Below are 21,590 nucleotides of genomic sequence, written 5' to 3' on the forward strand. Positions count from 1 at the left end.
ATTTTATCAACCCATCATAGGTTTGTCTATCAATTCTATTTTACGATTAGTTGGTTTAAATCAGCAAACCAGTTAATCATGTTTGATAACTTAGTTAATTCACGTAAGTGATTGTTCTTAACGTTTTCTTCTTTAGCCATAACCATTGTTTGGTCAAAGTAGTCGTTAATTGAATCTTTCAAGTCGAATAACTTGTTGTATTCATCGTTTGCACTTAGTGAGAAGAAATCACCTGAGATTGCATCAACATTTGAATGAAGCTTCTTTTCAGAATCGTTTTCAAATAATGATTCATCAACATTTAAGTCGTCTGCGGCAAAGTCTTGCTTTTCTGAAATTCTTAGAACACGAGTTAATGCTTCAACAGATTCCTTGAAGTTATCATCTTCCTTGTGTTCGTTTAGAATATCGGCAACGTTAAAGATAAATTCAATATTATCGTTGTTTGAGTTACCTGCAGCATCGATAATATCATGTCTAATCTTGTCAGCCTTTAGTTGCTTAACAATTCTATCCTTGATGAATGAAACGATTTCGCTAATTTCCTTGTTTTGATCCAAGTCAGGAGCAACGTTTGCATCCTTTTCAGCGTTGATAAATGCTTCCATCATTTCAGTTAAGTTGAAGTTTAATTCTTCGTTCTTAACAATTCTAACGATACCGTTAGCTTGTCTTCTCAATGCGTATGGGTCATTTGAACCGCTTGGAATCATACCAGCGGCAAAGAAAGTTAGGATACTGTCAAACTTATCAGCTAGGGAAAGAACTGAACCAACCTTGGTTGCTGGTAGTTCACCTGTTGCTGAGATTGGCATGTAGTGTTCACGAATAGCAGTAGCAACAGCTTCATTTTCACCCTTTAATAGAGCGTACTTTTCACCCATTACACCTTGTAGTTCTGAGAATTCACCAACCATACCGGTTACTAAATCGAACTTGTAAATTTGAGCAGCACGTTTAACATCTTTTAGTTCTTGGTCGCTTAGTTTAGCATGTTGACCAATTACTTCGGCAATCTTTTCAACACGTTGCATCTTTTCAAACATAGTTGAAATCTTGTCGTGGAAGCTTACCTTCTTTAGCTTGTTTACGTAGAAGTCGATATCCTTAGCTTGATCTTCTTGGTAGAAGAACATTGCATCTTCTAGACGTGCAGTAAGCACTTTTTCGTTACCAGCAATCACGTTTTCGATGTATTCGCTGTTACCGTTTCTAACTGAGATAAAGAATGGTAAGATGTTACCATTTTGATCGTTAACGTAGAAGAATCTTTGGTTATCCTTCATTGAAGTAATTAGAACTTCTGAAGGTAGTTGTAGGTATTTTTCATCGAACTTACCAAAGAATGCAGTTGGCCATTCAACCAAGTTGTTAACTTCTTCAAGTAGACCTGGGTTGATGTTAATTACCCAGTTGTTTTCATCTTGAATTTCTTTAATTTGTTTTACGATTAAGTCTTTACGTTTTTGAGCATCAACAATTACAAATTGTTCTTTTAGCTTTTCTTCGTATTCATCAGCTGAGTTAATGGTTGTGTCTTGACCTAAGAATCTGTGGCCACGACTAACGTTTGAAGCAGTAACGTCTAGAATTTGAATTGGTAATACTTCGTCATCTAATAGAGCTACCATCCATCTAATTGGACGAATGAAGTCTAAACGGTAAACGTTCCACTTCATTAGTGTTGGGAATGTCATGCTTGTGATAACATCCTTTAGTCCCATTAGAACTTCTTTAACAGGCTTTCCGGCGATGTGTTTTTCAACAAAAACATATTCAGTACCCTTAACTTCTTTAAAGGTAATATCGTCTGTGCTTAAGCCTTGTCCCTTAGTGAAACCAATGGCTGCTTTTGACCAGTTGCCTTCGTCATCTAAAGCAATCTTCTTAGCAGGACCCTTTACAGTTTCGTTTACGTCAGGTTGTTTGTCAGCTAAACCTTCAATTTGGATAGTTAAACGACGAGGAGTTGAGAATGGCTTAACAGCATCAAAATCGATTCTTTGATCTTTTAAGTAATCTTCAGTCTTCTTAACTAATTGTTTGATACTAGGAGTTACCACATGAGCTGGCATTTCTTCTAGTCCAATTTCAAGTAAAAATGTGTGAGCCATTATTTTTCCTCCTTGTTTTCATCATCTTTTAGAAGAGATTGTCTTAATTTTTCATCTTTGATAAGTGGGAAACCACGTTTTTTTCTTTCAGCAATGAAGGCCTTAGCGATTTCTCTAGCCATTCTTCTGATTCTTGAAAGATATCCGGCACGTTCAGTAACTGAAACGGCACCTCTAGCATCTAATAAGTTAAATGTGTGGCTACATTTTAGAACGTAGTCGTATGCGGGGTGAACTAAGCCGTTTGCGATTTGTTTTTTAGCTTCTGTTTCGAAGTCATCAAACATCTTTAATAACATTTCTTGGTTACTTTCTTCGAAACTGTATTTTGAGTGTTCGTATTCTGGTTCCTTAAAGATATCACCGTACTTAACACCATCACTCCATTCTAGTTCAAAAACGTTGTTAACGTCTTGAACATATGAAGCAAGTCTTTCTAGACCGTAAGTAATTTCTGAAGCAACAGGGTTCATTTCTTGACCACCAACGATTTGGAAGTAAGTAAATTGAGTAACTTCCATTCCGTCTAGCCAGATTTCCCAACCAACACCGGCACAACCCATTGATGGGTTTTCCCAGTTATCTTCAACGAAACGAATATCGTGTTCTTCTGGGTTAATGCCAAGTTCTTTTAAACTATCCAAGTATAGTTCTTGGATGTTTTCAGGAGATGGTTTCATGATTACTTGGAATTGGTGATGTTGGTATAAACGGTTAGGGTTTTCACCATATCTACCATCAGCAGGTCTTCTAGAAGGTTCAACGTATGCTGCGTTCCATGGTTCAGGTCCAATTGCACGTAAGAATGTGTATGGACTCATAGTTCCGGCACCCTTTTCAGTATCGTATGCTTGCATTAACATACAACCTTGTGATGACCAGTATTGTTGTAATTTTAAAATGATGTCTTGCATTGACAACTTTTCTGTCATGTTACTTCCTCCTAATAAACGAATGGCATAAAAAAAACCTATGCAAAAAGTATACTTAAATACAGTTTACATAGGGACGATTATTCGCGGTTCCACCCTACTTCTGACTTTCGTCAGCAGCTTGATTTCTTTGGTTCAAAAAGTGCCAATCATTGAAAATGCAAGTAGCTCACACTGTCCTACTATCGCTGGATATCATTTTATTCAATGACCCTCTTTTGTCATTACCATTCGTATTTATTTAACTTAATTATAGTTTACAATTGCTAAAAAATCAATTCTATAATCTTAGGTCATTCATTTGATCTAAGAAACTTTTACTCTTTAAATGAATTCCTACAGAATCCGAGTAAATCTTATCGAGTAACATTCTTAAATTTTGCTTTGTATTGTCATTTACGTTAACGTTACCCAATTTATTTAAATCAATAATTGAAAAACGACGTAAATAATAAATGGTCTTTTGATCTAAGTGCAAACGATTAGCATCTAAATGAAAGTGATTTTGGCAAATCAATCCACCATAGGCTTCAGAATAGTCAAAGTTAAGATCAGTACGACCACAAATGGCGCATCCCCTTAGTTCAGGTTGTACCCCAAACTCACCTAAAAGTTGGATTTCACAGATGTTGGTAATCACCTCAGGGTCAACCCCGTTATCGATTAATCGTAACGCTGCAAACAACTGGTTGAACCAATGCGGAATTGGTGTTGAGTCAGGAAATGCAACGTCGACTAAAGACATAATGTAAGTAGCATAGGCATTTAAGAAAATATCCTCGCTAATGTTTTCATAATGGTCAGTATCTAATCCACTATAAATATAAGATAAGTTTTCAGCATTTATCTTTCCAGAATACGTACCATAGGTAAAAGGCAAGATATCCGCCATCATCTTAAAGCCCCTTTTTCGAGCGCCTCGAATGAAAAACATCTTCTTGCCTGCCTCGGCCGTTAAAAACTTAACTAACATATCATTTTCTTTAAAGTTCTTTCGGTATAGTAAAATACCGTGAAAATTCATATATGTTTGTGAATCCATTTTTATTCACCGACCATTTTTAAAATTTTAGTAATTATCTTTCTTGTATCCTAATGACTTAAGAACGGATGATTCATTACGCCATCCAGGATGAACCTTAACCCAAAGTTTTAGATAAACCTTGCTACCTAATAAGTCTTCGATATCTTGTCTTGCAAGTGTTCCAATCTTCTTTAGCATTGATCCTTGCTTACCAATTAAGATTCCCTTTTGTCCAGGACGGTCTACTAAGATATCAGCTTGGATATCTACATTGCCGTTTTCCTTGGTCTTCATGCTTAAGATATCAATCGCAATTGAGTAAGGGATTTCGTCTCTTGCTAACATTAAGATTTTTTCTCTGATTAATTCAGCAACGATAAAACGTTCTGGGTGATCAGTTACTTCGTCTTCTGGGTAGTATTGTGGACCCGCTGGTAATAATTGTTTTAAGTTGTCCATCAATTCATCAACGTTGTTACCTTGTAGTGCTGAAATTGGGAAAACTTCTTTCCAATCAAGCGCTTTCTTGTAAATATCCATGATACTTAGAAGTTTATTTGGATTAATTTCATCAATCTTGTTGATGATTAAGTAAACTGGTTTATCAATATCCTTTAAACGGTTAATGATAAAGTTATCTCCCGCACCTCTTGTTTCAGTGGCACTTACCATGAATAAAACAGCATCAACTTCTTTTAAAGCTGAAAAAGCTGATTTTTCCATGAAATCATCTAATTTATTATTTGGTTTGTGAATTCCTGGGGTATCCAAGAAGACAATTTGTGATTCATCATCGGTGTATACACCTTGAATCTTGTTTCTAGTTGTTTGTGCTTTATCACTCATAATGGCAATTTTTTGACCGATAATACGGTTCAAGAATGTTGATTTACCAACATTTGGTCTACCAACGATTGCCACAAATCCTGAATGAAAGTTTGGATCAAATTCCATAATAATTCCTCCGTGCTGTTAAAGTCCAAATATAATTGGAACATATACCAATAATCCGATGATTGCTGCAAAGATTGACGCAATGACCACACCTGCGGCAGCGACGTCTTTGGCCTTCTTGGCAATTTCATCGTACTTATTACCAACAATTAAATTAACAATTGATTCACATAACGTATTTACAACTTCAGCGATTAAAACAATAAATATTGCTAACAAAATCCAAACCCATTGGCTCAAATCAATCTTAAGAATAAAAGAAATAATCACTACGACTAAAGATGCAATTAGATGAAATCTAAAGTTACGTTCTGTCTTGCATAATATTACTAAACCATCAAAAGCGTGCTTAAAGGATTCAGCAAAACTACGATTTTTTCTGACTACTTTTTTATCTCTTAAGCCCATAGTCATCCATAATCTTTCTTTGCAATGGGAACATAACATCTTCATCTTCTTGCTTCATGTGATCATAACCATTTAAGTGTAGGAATCCATGAACAACAAGGAAACCTAATTCACGTTCATATGAGTGGTCTAAAAATTCTGCTTGTTCAGCAACCTTATCGATTGAAACAAAGATGTCACCAATGTTTTCTGGGATTTCTGCGGCCATTTCATCATCCATAATTAATGGAAAATCGTCATCACCGTCTTCAATCGCAAAACTAATAACATCAGTTGCGCGGTCAACACCACGATACTTACTGTTAATCTCCTTAATTTCGTCATTATTAACGAATGTTACTGACATTTCAGTATTATCCTTAAGGTCTAATGCCTTGCTAGCAAATTGCAATACATCTTCCACTAAATCGATGTGTTTTTGGTCTACACCGTCTTTTGTCTTATCGTAAATTTCTAAATCCATTCTGGTACTCCTGTTATAAAATTTCTAGTTTTGTTGATATTCTTCGTAGGCATCGATAATTCTAGCAACCACTGGATGTCTAACAACATCCTTAGAATCAAACTTAACAAAACGAATTTTTTCAACATTTTGTAAGATTGATTGGGCTTGAACTAGTCCACTACTTGCATGTTTAGGCAAATCAATTTGAGAAATATCACCGTTAACAATCATCTTTGAACCAAAGCCAAGACGAGTTAAAAACATCTTCATTTGAGCAGTTGTGGTGTTTTGGGCTTCGTCTAAGATAACGAAAGCAGAGTCCAATGTTCTACCACGCATATATGCTAATGGAGCAATTTCAATAACTCCTCTTTCCATCAATCTAGCAGTGTGTTCACGACCTAGAATTGAATGAAGTGCATCGTAAATTGGTCTCAAGTATGGATCAACTTTTTCTTTTAAATCACCTGGTAGAAAACCTAGGCTTTCACCGGCTTCAACGGCAGGTCTTGTCAAAATAATCTTTTCGACATCACCGTGCTTTAATGCTGCGATTGCCATAACCACAGCTAAGTATGTTTTACCAGTACCGGCTGGTCCAATTCCGAAAGTAATATCATTACGTTTTACGGATTGAACGTATTGGCGTTGACCAAAGTTCTTAACACGGACTGGTTTACCCTTAAAGTCTTTGATTAATATTTGATTGTATAGCTCTTTAAAATAACTTAACGTATCATTTTTGGCCATATTCATAGCAGAAACAAAGTCACTGCTATTCAATGTGACACCATTTTGAATTAAGTCCATTAAGTTCTTAAAAATTGAAATAACTTTATTAACATTATCTTCACTTCCGGATACCTTTACATTGGTTCCAAAAGCATTAATTGATACTTCCATACCCTCTTCAAGAATTGTAACGTATTTATTTTGTGCCCCTAACAACTTAGGTTCAAAATCTAAATTATGAATAATAAATTCTTTGGTTACTTCAGTTTGTTCTGTCAATATAGCGACCCCTTTTTTATTGATAATCAAATATTAGCACAGATTTAGACTTTAAAAAAGTTATTAATATGTACTAACAAAGCATGATTGTGGCATAACACGATCATACTTTATAAATAATTAGCTTAATTGAGCTTTTACAGATTGGTTAACTTCGTTTCCGTCAGCTTTACCCTTAACCTTAGGCATGATAGCACCCATTACTTTACCAAAATCAGACATTGCTGAAGCACCAACTTCACTGATAGTTTCTTCAACTACCTTGTCAATTTCTTCTTTTGACATTTGTTTTGGAGCGTACTTGCTTAGCACAGCCAATTGTTCTTCTTGTTCGGCAACTAAATCATCTCTACCACCATCTTTGAATTCAGCAATAGATTCCTTAACTTGCTTAACTTCACGACTGATAACAGTTAGTTCTTCGTCATCACTTAAATCATGACCTAAAGCAACTTTTTCGTTAGTTAGGGCTGATTTTAGAGAACGAATAACGTTCAAAGCAGTTTTGTTGTGTTCCTTCATTGCATTTTTAAGATCTTCATTAAGACTTGTAGCGATACTCATTATAGTTTCCCTCTTTCAAAATATTCATCTTAGTTTTAGCAAAAAAAACGTCCCTGAAATAACAGGAACGTTTTTAGTAATTAAAAGCGACGGCTTTTTTTCTTGTTGTTGCGCTTTCTTGCTGCTTCAGATTTTAATTTACGTTTAACACTTGGTTTTTCGTAGAATTCTCGTTTACGGTATTCACGTAAAGTACCGTTCTTGGAAACTGTACGTTTGAAACGACGAAGAGCATCATCAAGAGATTCGTTTTTACGAACGACTGTTTTTGACATATGAAAATTCCCTCCCTCCGAGCTCGAAATACAACAGTTACTTTTTTTATTTATTAAAACTGTTCTTAATAATTATACAAAACAATATTTATAACGTCAATATTACATTTCAATTTAAAACTACTTTTATGACAGTTTTTTAGATATAATAAAGTCGTAAAAAAAGGAGTGATTTTGATGAAACATATTAATATCTTTGCCATCTCAGATTCTAGTGGTGAAACAGCGATGCAAGTAGCTAAAACCGCTGGTGCACAATTTGAAAGTGCTGATATTTCATACGAACGATACCCATTTATCACTACCGAATCAATGTTAAGTGGTATCTTAAAAATTGCTAAACAAAAAGAAGCTGTCATTTTTCATACCCTAGTGAACGCCGATTTAAGTAAACTAATTGAAGATTTTGCAATGGCCAATAATTTACAAAACGTTGACTGTGTTCAAAAACCCATGAAGGCCATTAGTAACCAATTAGGTTTTAACCCTGAACGTGTCAGCGGTCTTGTTCATGACTTAAATGACGACTACTTTAAGCGCATTGAAGCGATGGAATTTTCCGTTGAAAATGATGATGGAAGCAATCCTCAAAACCTAACAAAAGCAGATGTCGTGATCCTAGGAATTTCTCGAACATCAAAGACACCGCTATCACTTTACCTTGCAAACAAGCAAGTGAAGGTTTCAAACGTACCAATTGGTCCTACCATCCAATTACCTAAAGAAGTCTTTGATGTAGATCCAAAGAAGATTATTGGTCTTACCAGCGTAACTAAAGATATTCAAAAAATTAGAAAAGCCAGAATGGCATCATATGGTATCGATGAAGATACACCATATTCAAACTCAAAGAACATTGACGAAGAATTAGAATATGCTAACAACTTATACCATAAACTGGGTTGTCTCATTATCGACGTCCACGATAAATCAATCGAAGAAACTGCTACCGTAATTATGGAAAGTCTTGATTTAGATTCATACCAATAAAAAAAAGAGCTTAACAGCTCTTTTTTATTTTTATTGATTTAAAATATCATCCATCAAATTGTTATTGAATTGTTGTTCCTTTAACATTTTAACTTCGAAGTAATGTGGAGACAACTTCTTCTTGGTTCCTTCAACAGCAACAGCTGGTGTTTCCATAATCTTTGGAACATCAACTAAAGATTCGTGGTGAGCAATGTAGTTCAAAGCATCGAACCCGATTGTTCCCAGACCGATAATTTCGTGTCTATCCTTGTGACTACCGAAATCATTCTTAGAATCATTTAAATGAACAACTTTTAATCGATCTAAACCAATTACATGGTCAAATTCATTTAAAACGCCGTCAACGTCTTCTTTAACGTTGTAACCAGCATCATTAGTATGACAAGTGTCAAAAGTAACGGATACTTTATCGTTATCCTTAACACCATCAATGATTTGAGCAATTTCTTCGAAGGTACGACCAACTTCTGTTCCCTTACCTGCCATGGTTTCCAAAGCAATTTGAACCTTTTGATCTGGTTCAATGACTTCGTTTAAACCTTTGGCAATTTGAGCAATTGCTTTATCTGCACCTTCACCAACATGAGAACCAGGATGTAACACAATTTGTGTTGCTCCAATGGCTTCAGCACGTTTAACTTCTTCGTGTAAGAAATCAACACCAAACTTAAAGTTTTGTGGCTTGGTAACATTTCCTAAATTAATGATGTATGGAGCATGAACAACGGTTTCCAAAATACCATGTTCTTTCATGTATTCCTTACCGTCTTCGGCTCTTAATTCATCAATTGGCTTTCTTCTGGTGTTTTGAGGAGCACCAGTGTAAACCATAAATGCATTTTCACCATAGCTGTCAGCTTCTTTAGCAGAACCCAAAAACATGGTTGAGCCATTCATGCTAACGTGAGATCCGATTAAAAGCTTACTTGTCATTACTAATCATCCTCATTTCATCAACAAATTTTTCTGAAGAGTCTGCAGATTCCCATCCACAGTACTTTTCATAGAATTCTTCATACTTCTTATCGTAATCAGAATACTTCTTTTCCTTGTTAAATGCATCAATTTGCTTGTAAAAATCATCTTCAACTTCAACAACAGGTCCAGGTAATTCTGTTCTGTAGTCAAAGTAGAAACCACGAATATCATCTTCATAATGTTTTAAATCATATGCATAGAACAACATTGGTCGTTTCAAGTTAGCATAGTCAAACATTACTGATGAGTAGTCTGTGATTAATAGATCAGACATTAGGTATAAATCACTGATGTCTTCTTCAACCATGATGTAAACACGGTCTTCAAAGCCATTAATATCAATGAAGTCTTTTACAAGGTAATGTGGTCTGATAATTAATACAGTGTTGTCGTCAACTTGTTCAAAGAAAGTCTTTAAACTAAATGGCAATTCAAAGTTGTAAACACCCTTACGTTTGTAATTATCATCACGCCAAGTTGGTGCATAGGTGATTACGTTTAAATCATCTCTACCAAGGTATTTTTTCTTAAGTCTACTAATGTTATCTTGATTGTCACCATAGTATAAGACGTCATTTCTTGGGTATCCAATATCTAAGAAGTGGTTATTAAAATCAAATGCTCTAGCAAAGATATCCTTAGAGTATTGATTTGGTGCAATTAAGTAATCCCAACGATGGGCTTCATTAGTAAAGTTTTGCTTGTACTTTTCAGTATTAGTACCTGGCATCATAACGTTTTCGATATCAGTACCTAGTTTTTTCAAAGGAGTACCATGCCATGTTTGCATGTATACAGTACCCTTATTCTTATTCCACCATTTTGGTGTTCTAGAATTAAATACCCAGAAGTTAGCTCTGGCCATCACCCATACCCATTTAGGCATGAACTTTCTGACCATCTTAATATTAGGATATAATTCCTTGAAAGTATTATATTGAGCCTTTCTAACAGTAAAGTATGCTTTTGATTTATCTTCTGGATACTTTTCAATCCATTTTTCGTAAATAGCTGCCGGGTTATCATTGATATCCTTACCCTGAAAACTTTCAAAAACAACTAAATTCTTCTTTACTGGTAAAGTAATCAAAACATTATTAAGCATAATCAATACGCGACGAATTGACTTCTTAATAAATCTAATTACTTTTTTCTTCAATTTCATCATACGACAATTTCAATCCTTTTAACTTTTAACTAAATGTAATCCACGAAACGAGCTCTGAACTTGTAGTGTAGATGTGAACCAACCAATAGGAAGAATAGCACTGTTAGCCAGAAGATTAACATCAACATTGGTTTTTGCCAGAACCAAGCTTCACCTAACATTGATTCTCTAAATCCAGAAACAATGTAGAAGAATGGGTTCAATTGTAAGAATCTTACAAAGAATGCTGGGAAAGCATTTGTTTCAAAGTTAAATAGAACTCCAGACATGTAGAACAATACTCTCATGATTGATTGTAAGAAGATACGGTAATCACGAACAAGAATTGTTACAGTTGAGTTGAAAATACCGAATGCTAATAGCCAACAAATCATTGCAAAGAAGTAGTATAGCCATTGAATCCAGTATAGGTTAGGTAGTACTCCACCCTTTAGGTAACCTAAGATAATTGAACATGCTAGCATAGCCCAGAATGAACTTAAGTTAGTTAGAATCTTAATTGATGGTAGAACACTAACTGGGAACTTCATTTTTGAAACCATACCAACTTGTTGGTAGATACTCTTTGAAGCATCTAAAGTAACACTGTTCATGTAGAACCATGGTGTGATACCGATAACCATCCAAGTTAGGTAATCAACACTTCCAGATGTACCCTTCTTCAAACCAACACCGAATACTAACCAGTAAATTAAGATTTGAATAATTGGGTATAGGTATGCCCAAACAATACCTAGATAATGACTTTGATAATCTGACTTATCTTGGTACTTTGAGACTCTAAACATTATTGGTAAATTTTGAATTTGCTCTTTGATTAATGTAATGACTTCCTTCAAGTCGATCACACTTCCTTTACTTTAAAGTTTTAATATATCTGTCGATTACTCGACTTGTTGCAAAACCATCATTGTACTTGTTCCAATGGTGATTGAAATTGGTAAAATCTGTTTGTTTATCTTCACTAATTGCTTTTCTTAAATCATCCAAGGATGTAATTGGGTTTGTAGGTAACCAATTCAATAAATCATCTTGAATCCCTGGATTTTGTTTATATTGGTCTAAATCAAACATAAAGAACAATAGAGAATGTGCATTAGGCAGTAGTGAATAATCAAAAGCAACTGATGAATAGTCAGTTACCAAGGTATCAGTTACAGCCAACAAATCTGTGGTTGATAATTGATTTGAAAACATCACGTTTGGATTCTTTGATTCCTTTTGCAATTTTTCTTCTAAGTCCTTTAGAAGTGGGTGTAGTTTTACGACTACCATTGCATTAGGATCATTTGATAAGGCCTTAATAACACCCTTAGGTGGATTAAATGACCTTCCCTCATCACGATATGTTGGTGCGTATAGGATTACTCGTTTGTCCTTTAATTGGGGAGCAAAACTATAAACACGTCTTCTGGCAATATTCTGCCATTTTTCCTTAAATAATCTATCAGATCTTGGATAACCAATCATCTTCATTTTATCAAAGGAAACATGATAACTGTTCTCAAACACATGCCCCATTGTTTCGGAAGCAACAACGTATTCATCAAAGCTGTTATAAACCTTTTGAAAACGACGTTTGTCGGAAGCACTTCTATCCTTAGTAGAAGCATCTTCCCAGCCAAACTTCTTAATTGCTCCGTTGGCATGCCATAATTGAACAACCTTTAAATCCTTTGGATGGGCAATGCCCCCCATGAATGGAAAGTAATTGTCACAAAAGACAACGTTACTTGCCATTATCTTTGGAATTAAATCAAATATTAATTTGAAACCATCCCTAAATAAGACGGTCTTAATTCCATATGCAGCTAAATCAGTCGCAGCTGCTTCGCTTGATGATTCATAATATACATATAGCCTTTTATTTTTTGGCAATCGACGAGCCATCGATTTAATTAATCCAAGATTATTATCAAAGCTCATTATGTAAATTACATTCTCTTTTTTTCTGAAATAAAATAGTAAAGATACTATCTTAATTAAAAATATATACATAACCTTCAAAACAGATCCCACCATATTTAAAAACTATCACACAATCCAGTATTATATCACACTTAATGTATAAAAATTATTACATTTAACTATTCAACCTTGTGTTCATAGAAATGCCCCATAATAGTAGATGCTTCAGTCACACTTGCAAATGCGTGTTCATCCGATTCATCTAAAGCTTCCTGTAACTCAGATAGTTCATATCTTGAAATGGTCGTAAATAGAATTGTTTTTTCATCATGCTTGTACGCACCCTCAGCACCGTGAATGATGGTAATTCCACGTGGAATGTGGTTTTGAATACTATCAATCACCGTCTTTGGATGATCGGTTACAACCAACACCTGCATTCTTTGTTGACGGGTGTAGGCAAAGTCGATTGCCTTAGCATTTACCACGATACCAATTGCTGAGTAGAATGCATATGGCCATCCATACGTAAATCCAGCCGCGGTAATAATGAAGATATTGAAAGCAATGTTAATCGTTCCAATACTCCTCCCCGTCTTTCTTCTGATAACGATTCCTAAAATGTCCAATCCACCTGTAGAAATCTCGTTTTTCAAACTCATCCCAGTTCCAAAACCATTAACTACACCACCAAAGATGGCACAAATCATTGGATCATTGGTTAAATACACCGGATGCAATGACTTAATCATAAAACTGGCTAGAAAGACAGTTAAGATGGTAAAGCAAGTAAATTGATGACCGATTTGTTTCCAGGCCAGTATAAAAAATGGAATATTTAATACAAATAAACCAATCGAAGGAGAAATGGAGAATGGTAAAAATCTCCCGGATAAAGTATTAATCAACTGTGATAAACCAGTGAATCCAGATGAGTAGATTTTACCTGGTGTCCAGAAAAAATTCATGGCAATTGATACCATGATTCCGTACATAAAAGCAGTTGATGCTTTCGCTAAGTATTGATGTCGTCTTAAAATCCTTTGAACATCGTCCATAAGTTTCATAACCTCTCATTTAATATGAAAATAGTATAACATAAATACGGATTAAAAAAAGACTTCCATAATGGAAGTCTTTCTTTATTATTAAGCTTCTGGTTCGTCTTCAGCTTCTAGTCCTAAGTCATCTAATTGTTTCATAGAAACAGGTGCTGGAGCGTTAGTCATTGGTTCAGTAGCCTTTGAATTCTTAGGGAATGCAATAACATCTCTAATGTTTTCAGTTTGTGCTAATAATCTAGCAAAACGGTCTAAACCGATAGCTAAACCACCATGAGGTGGGAAACCGTAGTCTAAGGCGTCTAGGAAGTAACCAAATTGTTCTTGGGCACTTTCTCTAGTAAAGCCTAAGGCCTTTAACATCTTTAATTGTAGTTCCTTAGTATGGATACGGATTGATCCACCACCAAGTTCAAGACCATTCAAGATAATGTCGTAACTTTGAGCGTGAGCCTTGTGAGGATCTTCGCCGTCGTTTAGGTAATGTTCATCACCTTCGTTAGGCATTGTGAATGGATGGTGAGCTGGAACCCATCTGTCGATACCTTCGTCGTAGTCAAATAATGGCCAGTCAACAACCCATAAGAAGTCAAAGACGTCAGATGGAATCATGTCTTGTTCCTTAGCGATTGCACATCTTAGGTACCCTAATGTGTCAGCAACAACCTTGTCTCTGTCAGCAGCGAATAGTAATAAGTCGCCTGACTTAGCTTCAGTAGCTGCAAGCATTTGGTCAACAACATTTTGGTCATCAAAGAACTTAGCGATTGGTCCAGTTAAACCATCATCAGTAACCTTCATCCAAGCAAGGCCCTTGGCACCAAATCTTTCTACGTATTCAGCATACTTATCAATGTCTTTTCTTGAGTACTTGTCAGCACCGCCAGGAACGGCAATTGCTTTTACCTTACCGCCGTTTTCGATTGCGCCACTAAATACCTTGAAGTTAACATCTTTAACTATGTCTGATAGATCCTTTAGCTCCATACCAAATCTAACATCTGGTTGGTCGGTACCAAAGCGATCCATTGATTCTTGCCAAGTAATGCGCTTGAATGGAGCCTTGATATCGATGTTTAAAGTATCCTTCATTACCTTAACGATTAAACCTTCAGTTAGGTCTTGGATATCTTCAGCATTTAAGAATGAAGTTTCCATATCGATTTGGGTAAATTCTGGTTGTCTGTCACCACGTAGGTCTTCATCACGGAAACAACGAGCAATTTGGTAGTAACGGTCAAAACCTGAACCCATCAATAATTGCTTAAATAATTGTGGTGATTGTGGTAGTGCGTAGAATGAACCATGGTAAAGTCTTGAAGGAACAAGGTAATCACGAGCACCTTCTGGAGTTGAAACTGTTAAGTTAGGAGTTTCAATGTCGATAAAGCCATTGTTGTTAAAGTATTCGTGAACTGCTTGAGTAATCTTACTTCTTAAGATAATTCCACGTTGTACTTCTGGACGTCTTAAGTCTAAGTATCTGTACTTCAACTTAGTTTCTTCTGAAGCTGTGATGTTGTCCTTAATATCGAATGGAGGGTTTTCAGACTTATTTAAGATTTTTACTTCTGAAACAGCAATTTCAATCTTACCAGTGTTAATGTCTGGGTTAACTTCCTTTTCACTTCTGGCAACTACAGTTCCCTTTACTTCGATTACATATTCATTTCTTAATTGATCAGCGATTGCCAATGCATCAGCACTGTTCTTGTCACTAAATACTAGTTGGACAATTCCTTTACGGTCTCTTAAGTCAACGAAGATTAATTTACCTAAGTCACGACGTTTGGCAACCCATCCGTCTAAGCATACTTCTTGGTTTAAGTAGCTTTCGTCTACTAAACCACAATAAGTTGTTCGGTTCATAATATCTCTCCTAATCTTATTCTTTATTTAAAGTTCTTTGAAATTAATTCTGCAAAGTTATCTTTTACTTCATTAATATCTACAGTAACTTCGTTTCCATCAGCCATGTTCTTAACATGAATGGTGCTTGATTCTAGTTCTTTATCACCTAATGTTAAGGTAAACTTAGCATCAAGCTTATCGGCACTCTTGAATTGTGCCTTTGGCTTACGTGCTAAGTAATCTTTATCAGCCTTAAAGTCTTGCTTTCTTAAAGCTTGAACAACCTTAAGTGCTTCAACACTAGCATCGTCACCAATTCCAACTACATAGGCGTCTAAACCAAATGTATCTGGGAATTGGAAGTTCTTTGAATCCATAAGTAGTAGTAATCTTTCTACCCCTAGACCAAATCCAACACCTGGCATTTGAGGACCACCTAGTTCTTCAACTAAGCCATCGTATCTACCACCGGCACAAATTGTAGTGTAGCCTTCACCTAATTCCTTAGCGTTGGCCATGATTTCAAAGATTGTGTGGTTGTAGTAGTCCAATCCACGAACCATAGTGTGATCAACATCGTATTTGATGCCTAAATCATCCAATAGTCTAGTTACCTTATCGAAATGCTTTTGAGCATCATCAGTTAGGTAATCTAGAATTGATGGAGCACCATCAACGATTAGTTGGTCTTCTGGTGCCTTACTATCTAGAACACGTAATGGATTCTTGTGTAGACGTTCCTTAGAATCATCACTTAGTTCTTCAAAGTGTGGTTCCAAGTAGTCAATCAATGCTTGACGGTAGTCAGCACGAGTTTGCTTATCACCTAAAGTGTTAATAGCCACTCTTAAGTCATCAATTCCTAGATTTTGTAGGTAGTTAACGGCCATTGAAATAACTTCAACATCTAATTCTGGTGATTCACTACCGAATGCTTCAACACCGATTTGGTGGAATTGACGTTGACGACCAGATTGAGGACGTTCGTATCTAAACATAGGTCCCATGTAATACATCTTAACTGGCTTAGGTGTGTCTGGACCGTATAGTTTATTTTCAACAAACGCTCTAACTACCCCAGCAGTTCCTTCTGGTCTTAATGTAATATGACGATCTCCCTTATCGTGAAAGTCATACATTTCTTTTGTAACAATATCTGAAGTTTCTCCTGATGTTCTTGAGAAAACATCGAAGCTTTCAAACATTGGTGTTCTTATTTCTTGATAACGATAAGCCGCAAACAACTTTCTAGCTGTTTCTTCAACAAATTGCCATTTTTCAGAAGTTCCTGGCAAAATATCTGCGGTTCCTTTTGGACGTTGATATCGCATGATAATCCCTCCGCAAACTTTAATAACTGAATAAAAAAGCCCCTGTCTAAATAAAATCATTTAGACAAGGGCGCAAAAAGCACGGTACCACCTTTTTTTAACTCTTATGTAACGTATAATTACGAATGGCTTAGCCATTAGCCTCAAAAGTGTCTTTCCAGGATTTCTTTCGTCGTTATTTCACCAAACTAACGCTCTCTTATACCTAAGAAAATTCCGTACTCTTCTTTTTTCATCAGCGAGTATTCTATTCATGTTTTAGATTAATGTAATTTACTTAAAAAGTCAAGAACTCACATATTTTGCTTCATTCTAAATCCATTGTAGAATGGAATCGAGGTGATATATATGAAGCAATTAACACAAGATTGGCTTGAACAATTACCAATTAAAAACGTAACTAAACTAACCCCTGTCTCGGGTGGTGATATCAATGATTCATATGAAATCATTGCTGATAACAAAAAATACTTTATGAAAGTCCAACCCAATAAAGGAAAGGAATTCTTCGAACACGAAGTCGAAGGAATCAAACTGATTGGTCAATACGCGACCGTTCCAACCATTATTGACTATGGTGAAATTGATGGTGATGGCTTTCTAATTCAAAAATGGATGAACCTATCACCATTTGGTGATCAATATCAATTAGGTCAAATGTTGGCTAACGTTCATAAGCACCACAATGACCGTTTTGGTCTAGACAAGGACTTTAAACTAGGTCGTGTGCCAAAGACGAACACATGGCAAGATAATTGGACCGACTTCTTCATCAAACAACGTTTGAATCCTTTAATGGATATGGCCATTAAAAGCCGTGAAATTTCCAAAGAAGATTTAAACCACTTCGATAATCTAAAAGAATCTTTCAAAAAGGATATGGATATCCATCATAGTGATGCATCCCTTCTTCATGGTGACCTATGGAGTGGGAACTTCTCATTTCTAGAAGACGGCAATCCAATCTTGATTGACCCGGATGTATACTATGGTGACCGTGAATTCGACATTGGTGTGACTACCGTATTTGGTGGCTTCAATGCCGACTTCTACGAAGGTTACAACGATACCTATCCACTAGACACCGGATGGAAGAGAAGAATTCAATACTATCAATTCTTCTACCTACTTGCCCACTACGTCATGTTTGGTGGCGGATATGGATTAGAAGTAAAGAGTATTCTAAGCCAATACTAGTCATTACGATGTAAGAAATCATAATAGTTGTTGATTGTCATTTCGGGGTTCCCAGTGGAATTAATCATTCCATCTGGATCAAATAAACAGGCTTTGATTCCAGCATTATGAGCGGCGTCAACGTCTAGCTTTCTGTCACCCATGAACATGCAATCATCACGATTAATATCATTATTTTTAATTAAATAATTAGCCGCTTCTGGATCAGGTTTTCTCTTGAAAGCCTGATTTTTTGTCACCATTTCGGTGAAGTAATCCTTTAATCCGGCATCTGCCAACATTGCAATGGAATCATCATCACGGTGAGTTAGTAAAAAGTTTCTCCCGCCATCGTCGACATTTTGCGCTAACACCTTATCTACATTCATAAAGATGTTGGCGTCTTTGACATTTTGTTTTTCGTATTGGCGATACTTGTCATTAATTGTGTCTGCATCAATATTGAAATGAGCAGCGTACTTTTGCACACATGTGGCTAGTGAGTGGCGACGCATCACCTGATTGATTTCATAATCGTCAATTTCAAACTCGTCAATTCTCATATCAATTAAGGCATCAACAAATGCTTCTACCATAATTGGATATGTATCCATAATTGTTCCATCAAAATCCCAAATTAAATCCATGTCTTTCTCCCCTAATTAAAAAAGAGCTTTCACAAGCTCTTTTTATTTGTTTTCTGTATCAAAAATAATTGTAAACGGACCGTCGTTTTGCAAATCAACTTGCATGTCTGCGCCAAAACGTCCAGTTTCAACATGATTACCAGCATCCCTTAAAGCTTGGTTAAACTGGTCATACATATCAGATGCAAAATCTGGTTTGCCCGCCTTGGTGAATGAAGGACGATTACCCTTCTTGGTATCAGCATACAAAGTAAATTGGGATACTGATAATATTTCACCATTAATTGATTGTAAGCTCAAGTTAGTCTTACCGTCTTCGTCAGCGAAAATGCGTAAGTTACTAATCTTTCGCACTAAATAATCAATATCGTCTTTGGTGTCGCCATCTTTAATACCAACTAATAGCAAGTAACCTTGGTTAATTTTACCAACTGGTTCGTTATCAATTGATACGCTCGCATGACTGACTCTTTGAAGTACAACTCGCATAATTAGCTCCTTACATAAATGGTCTTTTTACTACGTAAACATCAGGAATATTCTTCAAGTGGTCAATAATCATATCCAATTGTTCTAGATTACGAACACCTACCTTCAATGAAATAACGGCAGTCTTATCGTGATCCACTTTTCCTTCAATTGAATTGATTTGTTTGCAAATGGTGCTGACCTTCTTGATAACATCATTTAACAAGTTATTACGGTTGTATCCTTGCACTTCGATGTTAGCACTGAATGAAGCATGATTATCTGAAGCGATGTTCCAAGTAACGCTTACCAAACGTTCGTCGTTATCGTTGATGTTTGGACAGTCTTTACGGTGAACAGATACCCCACGTCCTTTAGTGATGTATCCAACCACTTCATCACCAGGAACAGGTGAACAACAGTGACTTAGTCGAACTAATAGGTTGTCAACACCTTCGATTACAATTCCATCAGAAGGTTTCTTGTTCTTATTAGTCTTGTTGACCTCGTCGGTTGTCTTTTCAATTGTTTGGTGGTTTTCCAAAATATCTTTTTGTTGTTGTTCAATTCTCTTCTTTTCAGCTTCATCTCTGATGCTGGCGGTTAGAATATTAACAATTCCGTTTGGTTGTTTATTACCAAACCCGATTTCAGCAAACATATCATTAACTTGGTTGTAATATGTTCCCTTGATTGCATCTTCAAGATGTTCTTTGGTCATGATTTCATTAACATCATAACCGGCATCCTTAACCGCTTTGGTCAAGATTTCTCTTCCGGCGTTGACGTTTTTTTCACGATCGCGAGTCTTGAAGTATTGACGAATCTTGTGCTTAGCACGACTTGTCGATACCAAGCTAATCCAGTCTTGGCTAGGTCCAGCAGAACTGGATGAGGTCATGATTTCAACGATATCACCGGTTTGGATTTGGTAATCCAATGGTTCGATTTTACCGTTAACACGGGAACCAACTGTGTGATTACCAATATCAGTATGAATTAAGTATGCCATATCCAGTGGACCGGCACCCTTTGGCAATTCCAAAACATCCCCTTGTGGAGTGAATGCATACACGTGATCACCAAATAGGTCACCCTTTACGCCATCCATAAAATCAGAAGCACTATCGGTATCTTCTTGTAGTTCAATAATGCGCTTAAACCAGTTCAAACGATTATTGTCTGAAGATTCCTTAACTTCATCTGTGGCTCCTTCTTTGTAAGCCCAGTGAGCAGCAACCCCATATTCAGCGATTTGATGCATTTCCTTGGTTCTGATTTGAACTTCCAATGGACGTCCACCAGGTCCAACAACAGTGGTATGCAAGGATTGGTACATATTAGCCTTAGGCATCGCAATGTAGTCCTTAAAACGACCCGGCATTGGTGACCACTTAGTATGAATAGCACCTAGGACTGCATAACAGTCCTTGATGGAATCAACAATGCATCTAACGGCCAATAAGTCATAGATTTGTTCGAATTGTTTCTTCTTAATAACCATCTTGTGGTATACGGAGTATAAGTGCTTAGGTCTACCATAGACTTCCACATTCTTAAGCCCCATTTGTTTAACTTGTTGGTTCACTTCTTTAACGGCTTCATTAATATATGAAACACGTTCGTCTCGCTTAGAGTTCATTAAGTGAACAATGCGGTAATATTGTTGTGGGTTAAGGTATCTAAGTGAGATATCTTCTAGTTCCCACTTAATTGTCCCAATCCCCAAACGATCGGCAAGTGGTGCGTAAATTTCCAATGTTTCATTAGAAATACGACGTTGCTTTTCTGGTTTTAAATGCTTTAGTGTACGCATGTTATGCAAACGGTCAGCCAATTTAACAATCATGACACGAATATCCTTACACATTGCTAATAATAGCTTACGGTGGTTTTCGGCCAATTGTTCTTGGTTCGATTTGTACTTAATCTTACCAAGCTTGGTAACTCCATCTACAATTAGTTCGATATCGTTACCGAATAATTCAGCGATATCTGATAATTCTGCTCCGGTATCTTCAACAACATCGTGCAATAGGCCCGCACTAACGGTTTCTGGGTCCATTTTTAATGTTGCTAGAATACTAGCTACTTGAATTGGATGAACAATATAAGGTTCTCCGGATTGTCTAAATTGGTCTTTATGACAAATTGACGCAAATTCGTATGCTTTTTTAACAATTCCTACATGTTGTTCATTCATGTAACTGGAAATTTCTTTAAATAAGTCTTCTTTAGACCAAATCTTATGTTCAGACATTTCCAAAACCTTCTTCCAATCA

21 protein-coding genes are annotated in these 21,590 nt (G+C 36.2%); 2 read left to right on the top strand and 19 right to left on the bottom strand.

The window, feature by feature from the left end; genetic code table 11:
* Nucleotides 1-35 precede the first annotated feature (35 nt).
* The 9 genes from glyS to rpsU form a co-directional block, all read right to left on the bottom strand.
* Complete coding sequence (glyS, locus tag RZ78_RS04060) at nt 36-2,114, bottom strand: glycine--tRNA ligase subunit beta (RefSeq protein WP_054608206.1); 2,079 nt, start codon at nt 2,112-2,114, stop codon at nt 36-38.
* Entirely contained in the window at nt 2,114-3,046 is a 933-nt protein-coding gene (gene glyQ / locus RZ78_RS04065) for a glycine--tRNA ligase subunit alpha (protein WP_034530772.1), read from the bottom strand. The genes glyS and glyQ overlap by 1 nt, the downstream gene beginning before the upstream one ends.
* Before the next feature lie 280 nt (nt 3,047-3,326).
* The gene (recO, locus tag RZ78_RS04070) at nt 3,327-4,088 is read right to left on the bottom strand and encodes a DNA repair protein RecO (RefSeq protein ID WP_034533945.1); all 762 of its coding nucleotides are present in this window, start codon (nt 4,086-4,088) and stop codon (nt 3,327-3,329) included.
* 27 nt (nt 4,089-4,115) lie between these two features.
* The gene (gene era / locus RZ78_RS04075; RefSeq protein ID WP_371416538.1) at nt 4,116-5,027 is read right to left on the bottom strand and encodes a GTPase Era; all 912 of its coding nucleotides are present in this window, start codon (nt 5,025-5,027) and stop codon (nt 4,116-4,118) included.
* A gap of 15 nt (nt 5,028-5,042) precedes the next feature.
* Nucleotides 5,043-5,438, bottom strand: coding sequence for a diacylglycerol kinase family protein (locus RZ78_RS04080; protein ID WP_081006898.1), 396 nt, complete (start codon nt 5,436-5,438; stop codon nt 5,043-5,045).
* On the bottom strand, nt 5,416-5,895 hold the full coding sequence (gene ybeY / locus RZ78_RS04085; RefSeq protein WP_053791815.1) for an rRNA maturation RNase YbeY: 480 nt from the start codon (nt 5,893-5,895) through the stop codon (nt 5,416-5,418). The genes RZ78_RS04080 and ybeY overlap by 23 nt, the downstream gene beginning before the upstream one ends.
* Nucleotides 5,896-5,919: 24 nt before the next feature.
* Nucleotides 5,920-6,888 (bottom strand): PhoH family protein, encoded by a 969-nt coding sequence (locus RZ78_RS04090; RefSeq protein ID WP_034530763.1) that lies wholly within the window; start codon nt 6,886-6,888, stop codon nt 5,920-5,922.
* Between the two features lie 120 nt (nt 6,889-7,008).
* Entirely contained in the window at nt 7,009-7,452 is a 444-nt protein-coding gene (locus tag RZ78_RS04095; protein ID WP_054608207.1) for a GatB/YqeY domain-containing protein, read from the bottom strand.
* 80 nt (nt 7,453-7,532) lie between these two features.
* Nucleotides 7,533-7,727 (bottom strand): 30S ribosomal protein S21, encoded by a 195-nt coding sequence (gene rpsU, locus RZ78_RS04100; RefSeq protein ID WP_034530758.1) that lies wholly within the window; start codon nt 7,725-7,727, stop codon nt 7,533-7,535.
* Between the two features lie 177 nt (nt 7,728-7,904).
* On the opposite strand from rpsU, the gene RZ78_RS04105 reads away from it, so the two are divergent.
* Nucleotides 7,905-8,717, top strand: a complete 813-nt coding sequence (locus tag RZ78_RS04105; RefSeq protein WP_054608208.1) for a pyruvate, water dikinase regulatory protein — start codon at nt 7,905-7,907, stop codon at nt 8,715-8,717.
* 30 nt (nt 8,718-8,747) lie between these two features.
* On the opposite strand, the gene RZ78_RS04110 is transcribed toward RZ78_RS04105, so the two are convergent.
* From RZ78_RS04110 to hisS, 7 genes are all read right to left on the bottom strand, one after another.
* Nucleotides 8,748-9,653 (bottom strand): deoxyribonuclease IV, encoded by a 906-nt coding sequence (locus RZ78_RS04110; RefSeq protein ID WP_081006899.1) that lies wholly within the window; start codon nt 9,651-9,653, stop codon nt 8,748-8,750.
* Nucleotides 9,643-10,857, bottom strand: a complete 1,215-nt coding sequence (locus RZ78_RS04115; RefSeq protein WP_054608288.1) for a CDP-glycerol glycerophosphotransferase family protein — start codon at nt 10,855-10,857, stop codon at nt 9,643-9,645. Before RZ78_RS04115 ends, RZ78_RS04110 begins: the two co-directional genes overlap by 11 nt.
* A gap of 38 nt (nt 10,858-10,895) precedes the next feature.
* Nucleotides 10,896-11,705 carry an ABC transporter permease gene (locus tag RZ78_RS04120; RefSeq protein WP_034530755.1) on the bottom strand — a complete coding sequence of 270 codons (810 nt, stop codon included), beginning with the start codon at nt 11,703-11,705 and terminating at the stop codon, nt 10,896-10,898.
* Nucleotides 11,706-11,721: 16 nt separating this feature from the next.
* Nucleotides 11,722-12,888, bottom strand: coding sequence for a CDP-glycerol glycerophosphotransferase family protein (locus RZ78_RS04125; RefSeq protein WP_191978839.1), 1,167 nt, complete (start codon nt 12,886-12,888; stop codon nt 11,722-11,724).
* A 65-nt stretch (nt 12,889-12,953) separates the two neighbouring features.
* Nucleotides 12,954-13,832, bottom strand: coding sequence for a YitT family protein (locus tag RZ78_RS04130; RefSeq protein WP_034530752.1), 879 nt, complete (start codon nt 13,830-13,832; stop codon nt 12,954-12,956).
* Nucleotides 13,833-13,922: 90 nt separating this feature from the next.
* Nucleotides 13,923-15,704: an aspartate--tRNA ligase gene (aspS, locus tag RZ78_RS04135; RefSeq protein WP_054608209.1), complete on the bottom strand. Its 1,782-nt coding sequence runs from the start codon at nt 15,702-15,704 to the stop codon at nt 13,923-13,925.
* A 23-nt stretch (nt 15,705-15,727) separates the two neighbouring features.
* Nucleotides 15,728-17,017, bottom strand: a complete 1,290-nt coding sequence (gene hisS, locus RZ78_RS04140; RefSeq protein ID WP_054608210.1) for a histidine--tRNA ligase — start codon at nt 17,015-17,017, stop codon at nt 15,728-15,730.
* 348 nt (nt 17,018-17,365) lie between these two features.
* Here hisS and RZ78_RS04145 point away from each other — a divergent pair, with 348 nt between their 5' ends.
* On the top strand, nt 17,366-18,214 hold the full coding sequence (locus tag RZ78_RS04145; protein ID WP_054608211.1) for a fructosamine kinase family protein: 849 nt from the start codon (nt 17,366-17,368) through the stop codon (nt 18,212-18,214).
* Here the strand turns inward: RZ78_RS04145 and RZ78_RS04150 are convergent.
* Genes RZ78_RS04150 through RZ78_RS04160 form a run of 3 tightly spaced genes read right to left on the bottom strand, consistent with a single transcriptional unit; the run spans nt 18,211 to nt 21,568 of the window.
* The gene (locus tag RZ78_RS04150) at nt 18,211-18,840 is read right to left on the bottom strand and encodes an HAD-IA family hydrolase (RefSeq protein ID WP_054608212.1); all 630 of its coding nucleotides are present in this window, start codon (nt 18,838-18,840) and stop codon (nt 18,211-18,213) included. The two genes, RZ78_RS04145 and RZ78_RS04150, sit on opposite strands and share 4 nt — an antisense overlap.
* A gap of 42 nt (nt 18,841-18,882) precedes the next feature.
* Entirely contained in the window at nt 18,883-19,329 is a 447-nt protein-coding gene (gene dtd / locus RZ78_RS04155; protein WP_054608213.1) for a D-aminoacyl-tRNA deacylase, read from the bottom strand.
* A gap of 10 nt (nt 19,330-19,339) precedes the next feature.
* Nucleotides 19,340-21,568 (bottom strand): RelA/SpoT family protein, encoded by a 2,229-nt coding sequence (locus RZ78_RS04160; protein ID WP_054608214.1) that lies wholly within the window; start codon nt 21,566-21,568, stop codon nt 19,340-19,342.
* Nucleotides 21,569-21,590 lie beyond the last annotated feature (22 nt).

This window comes from Apilactobacillus kunkeei (assembly GCF_001308195.1).
Classification (GTDB): domain Bacteria; phylum Bacillota; class Bacilli; order Lactobacillales; family Lactobacillaceae; genus Apilactobacillus; species Apilactobacillus kunkeei_C.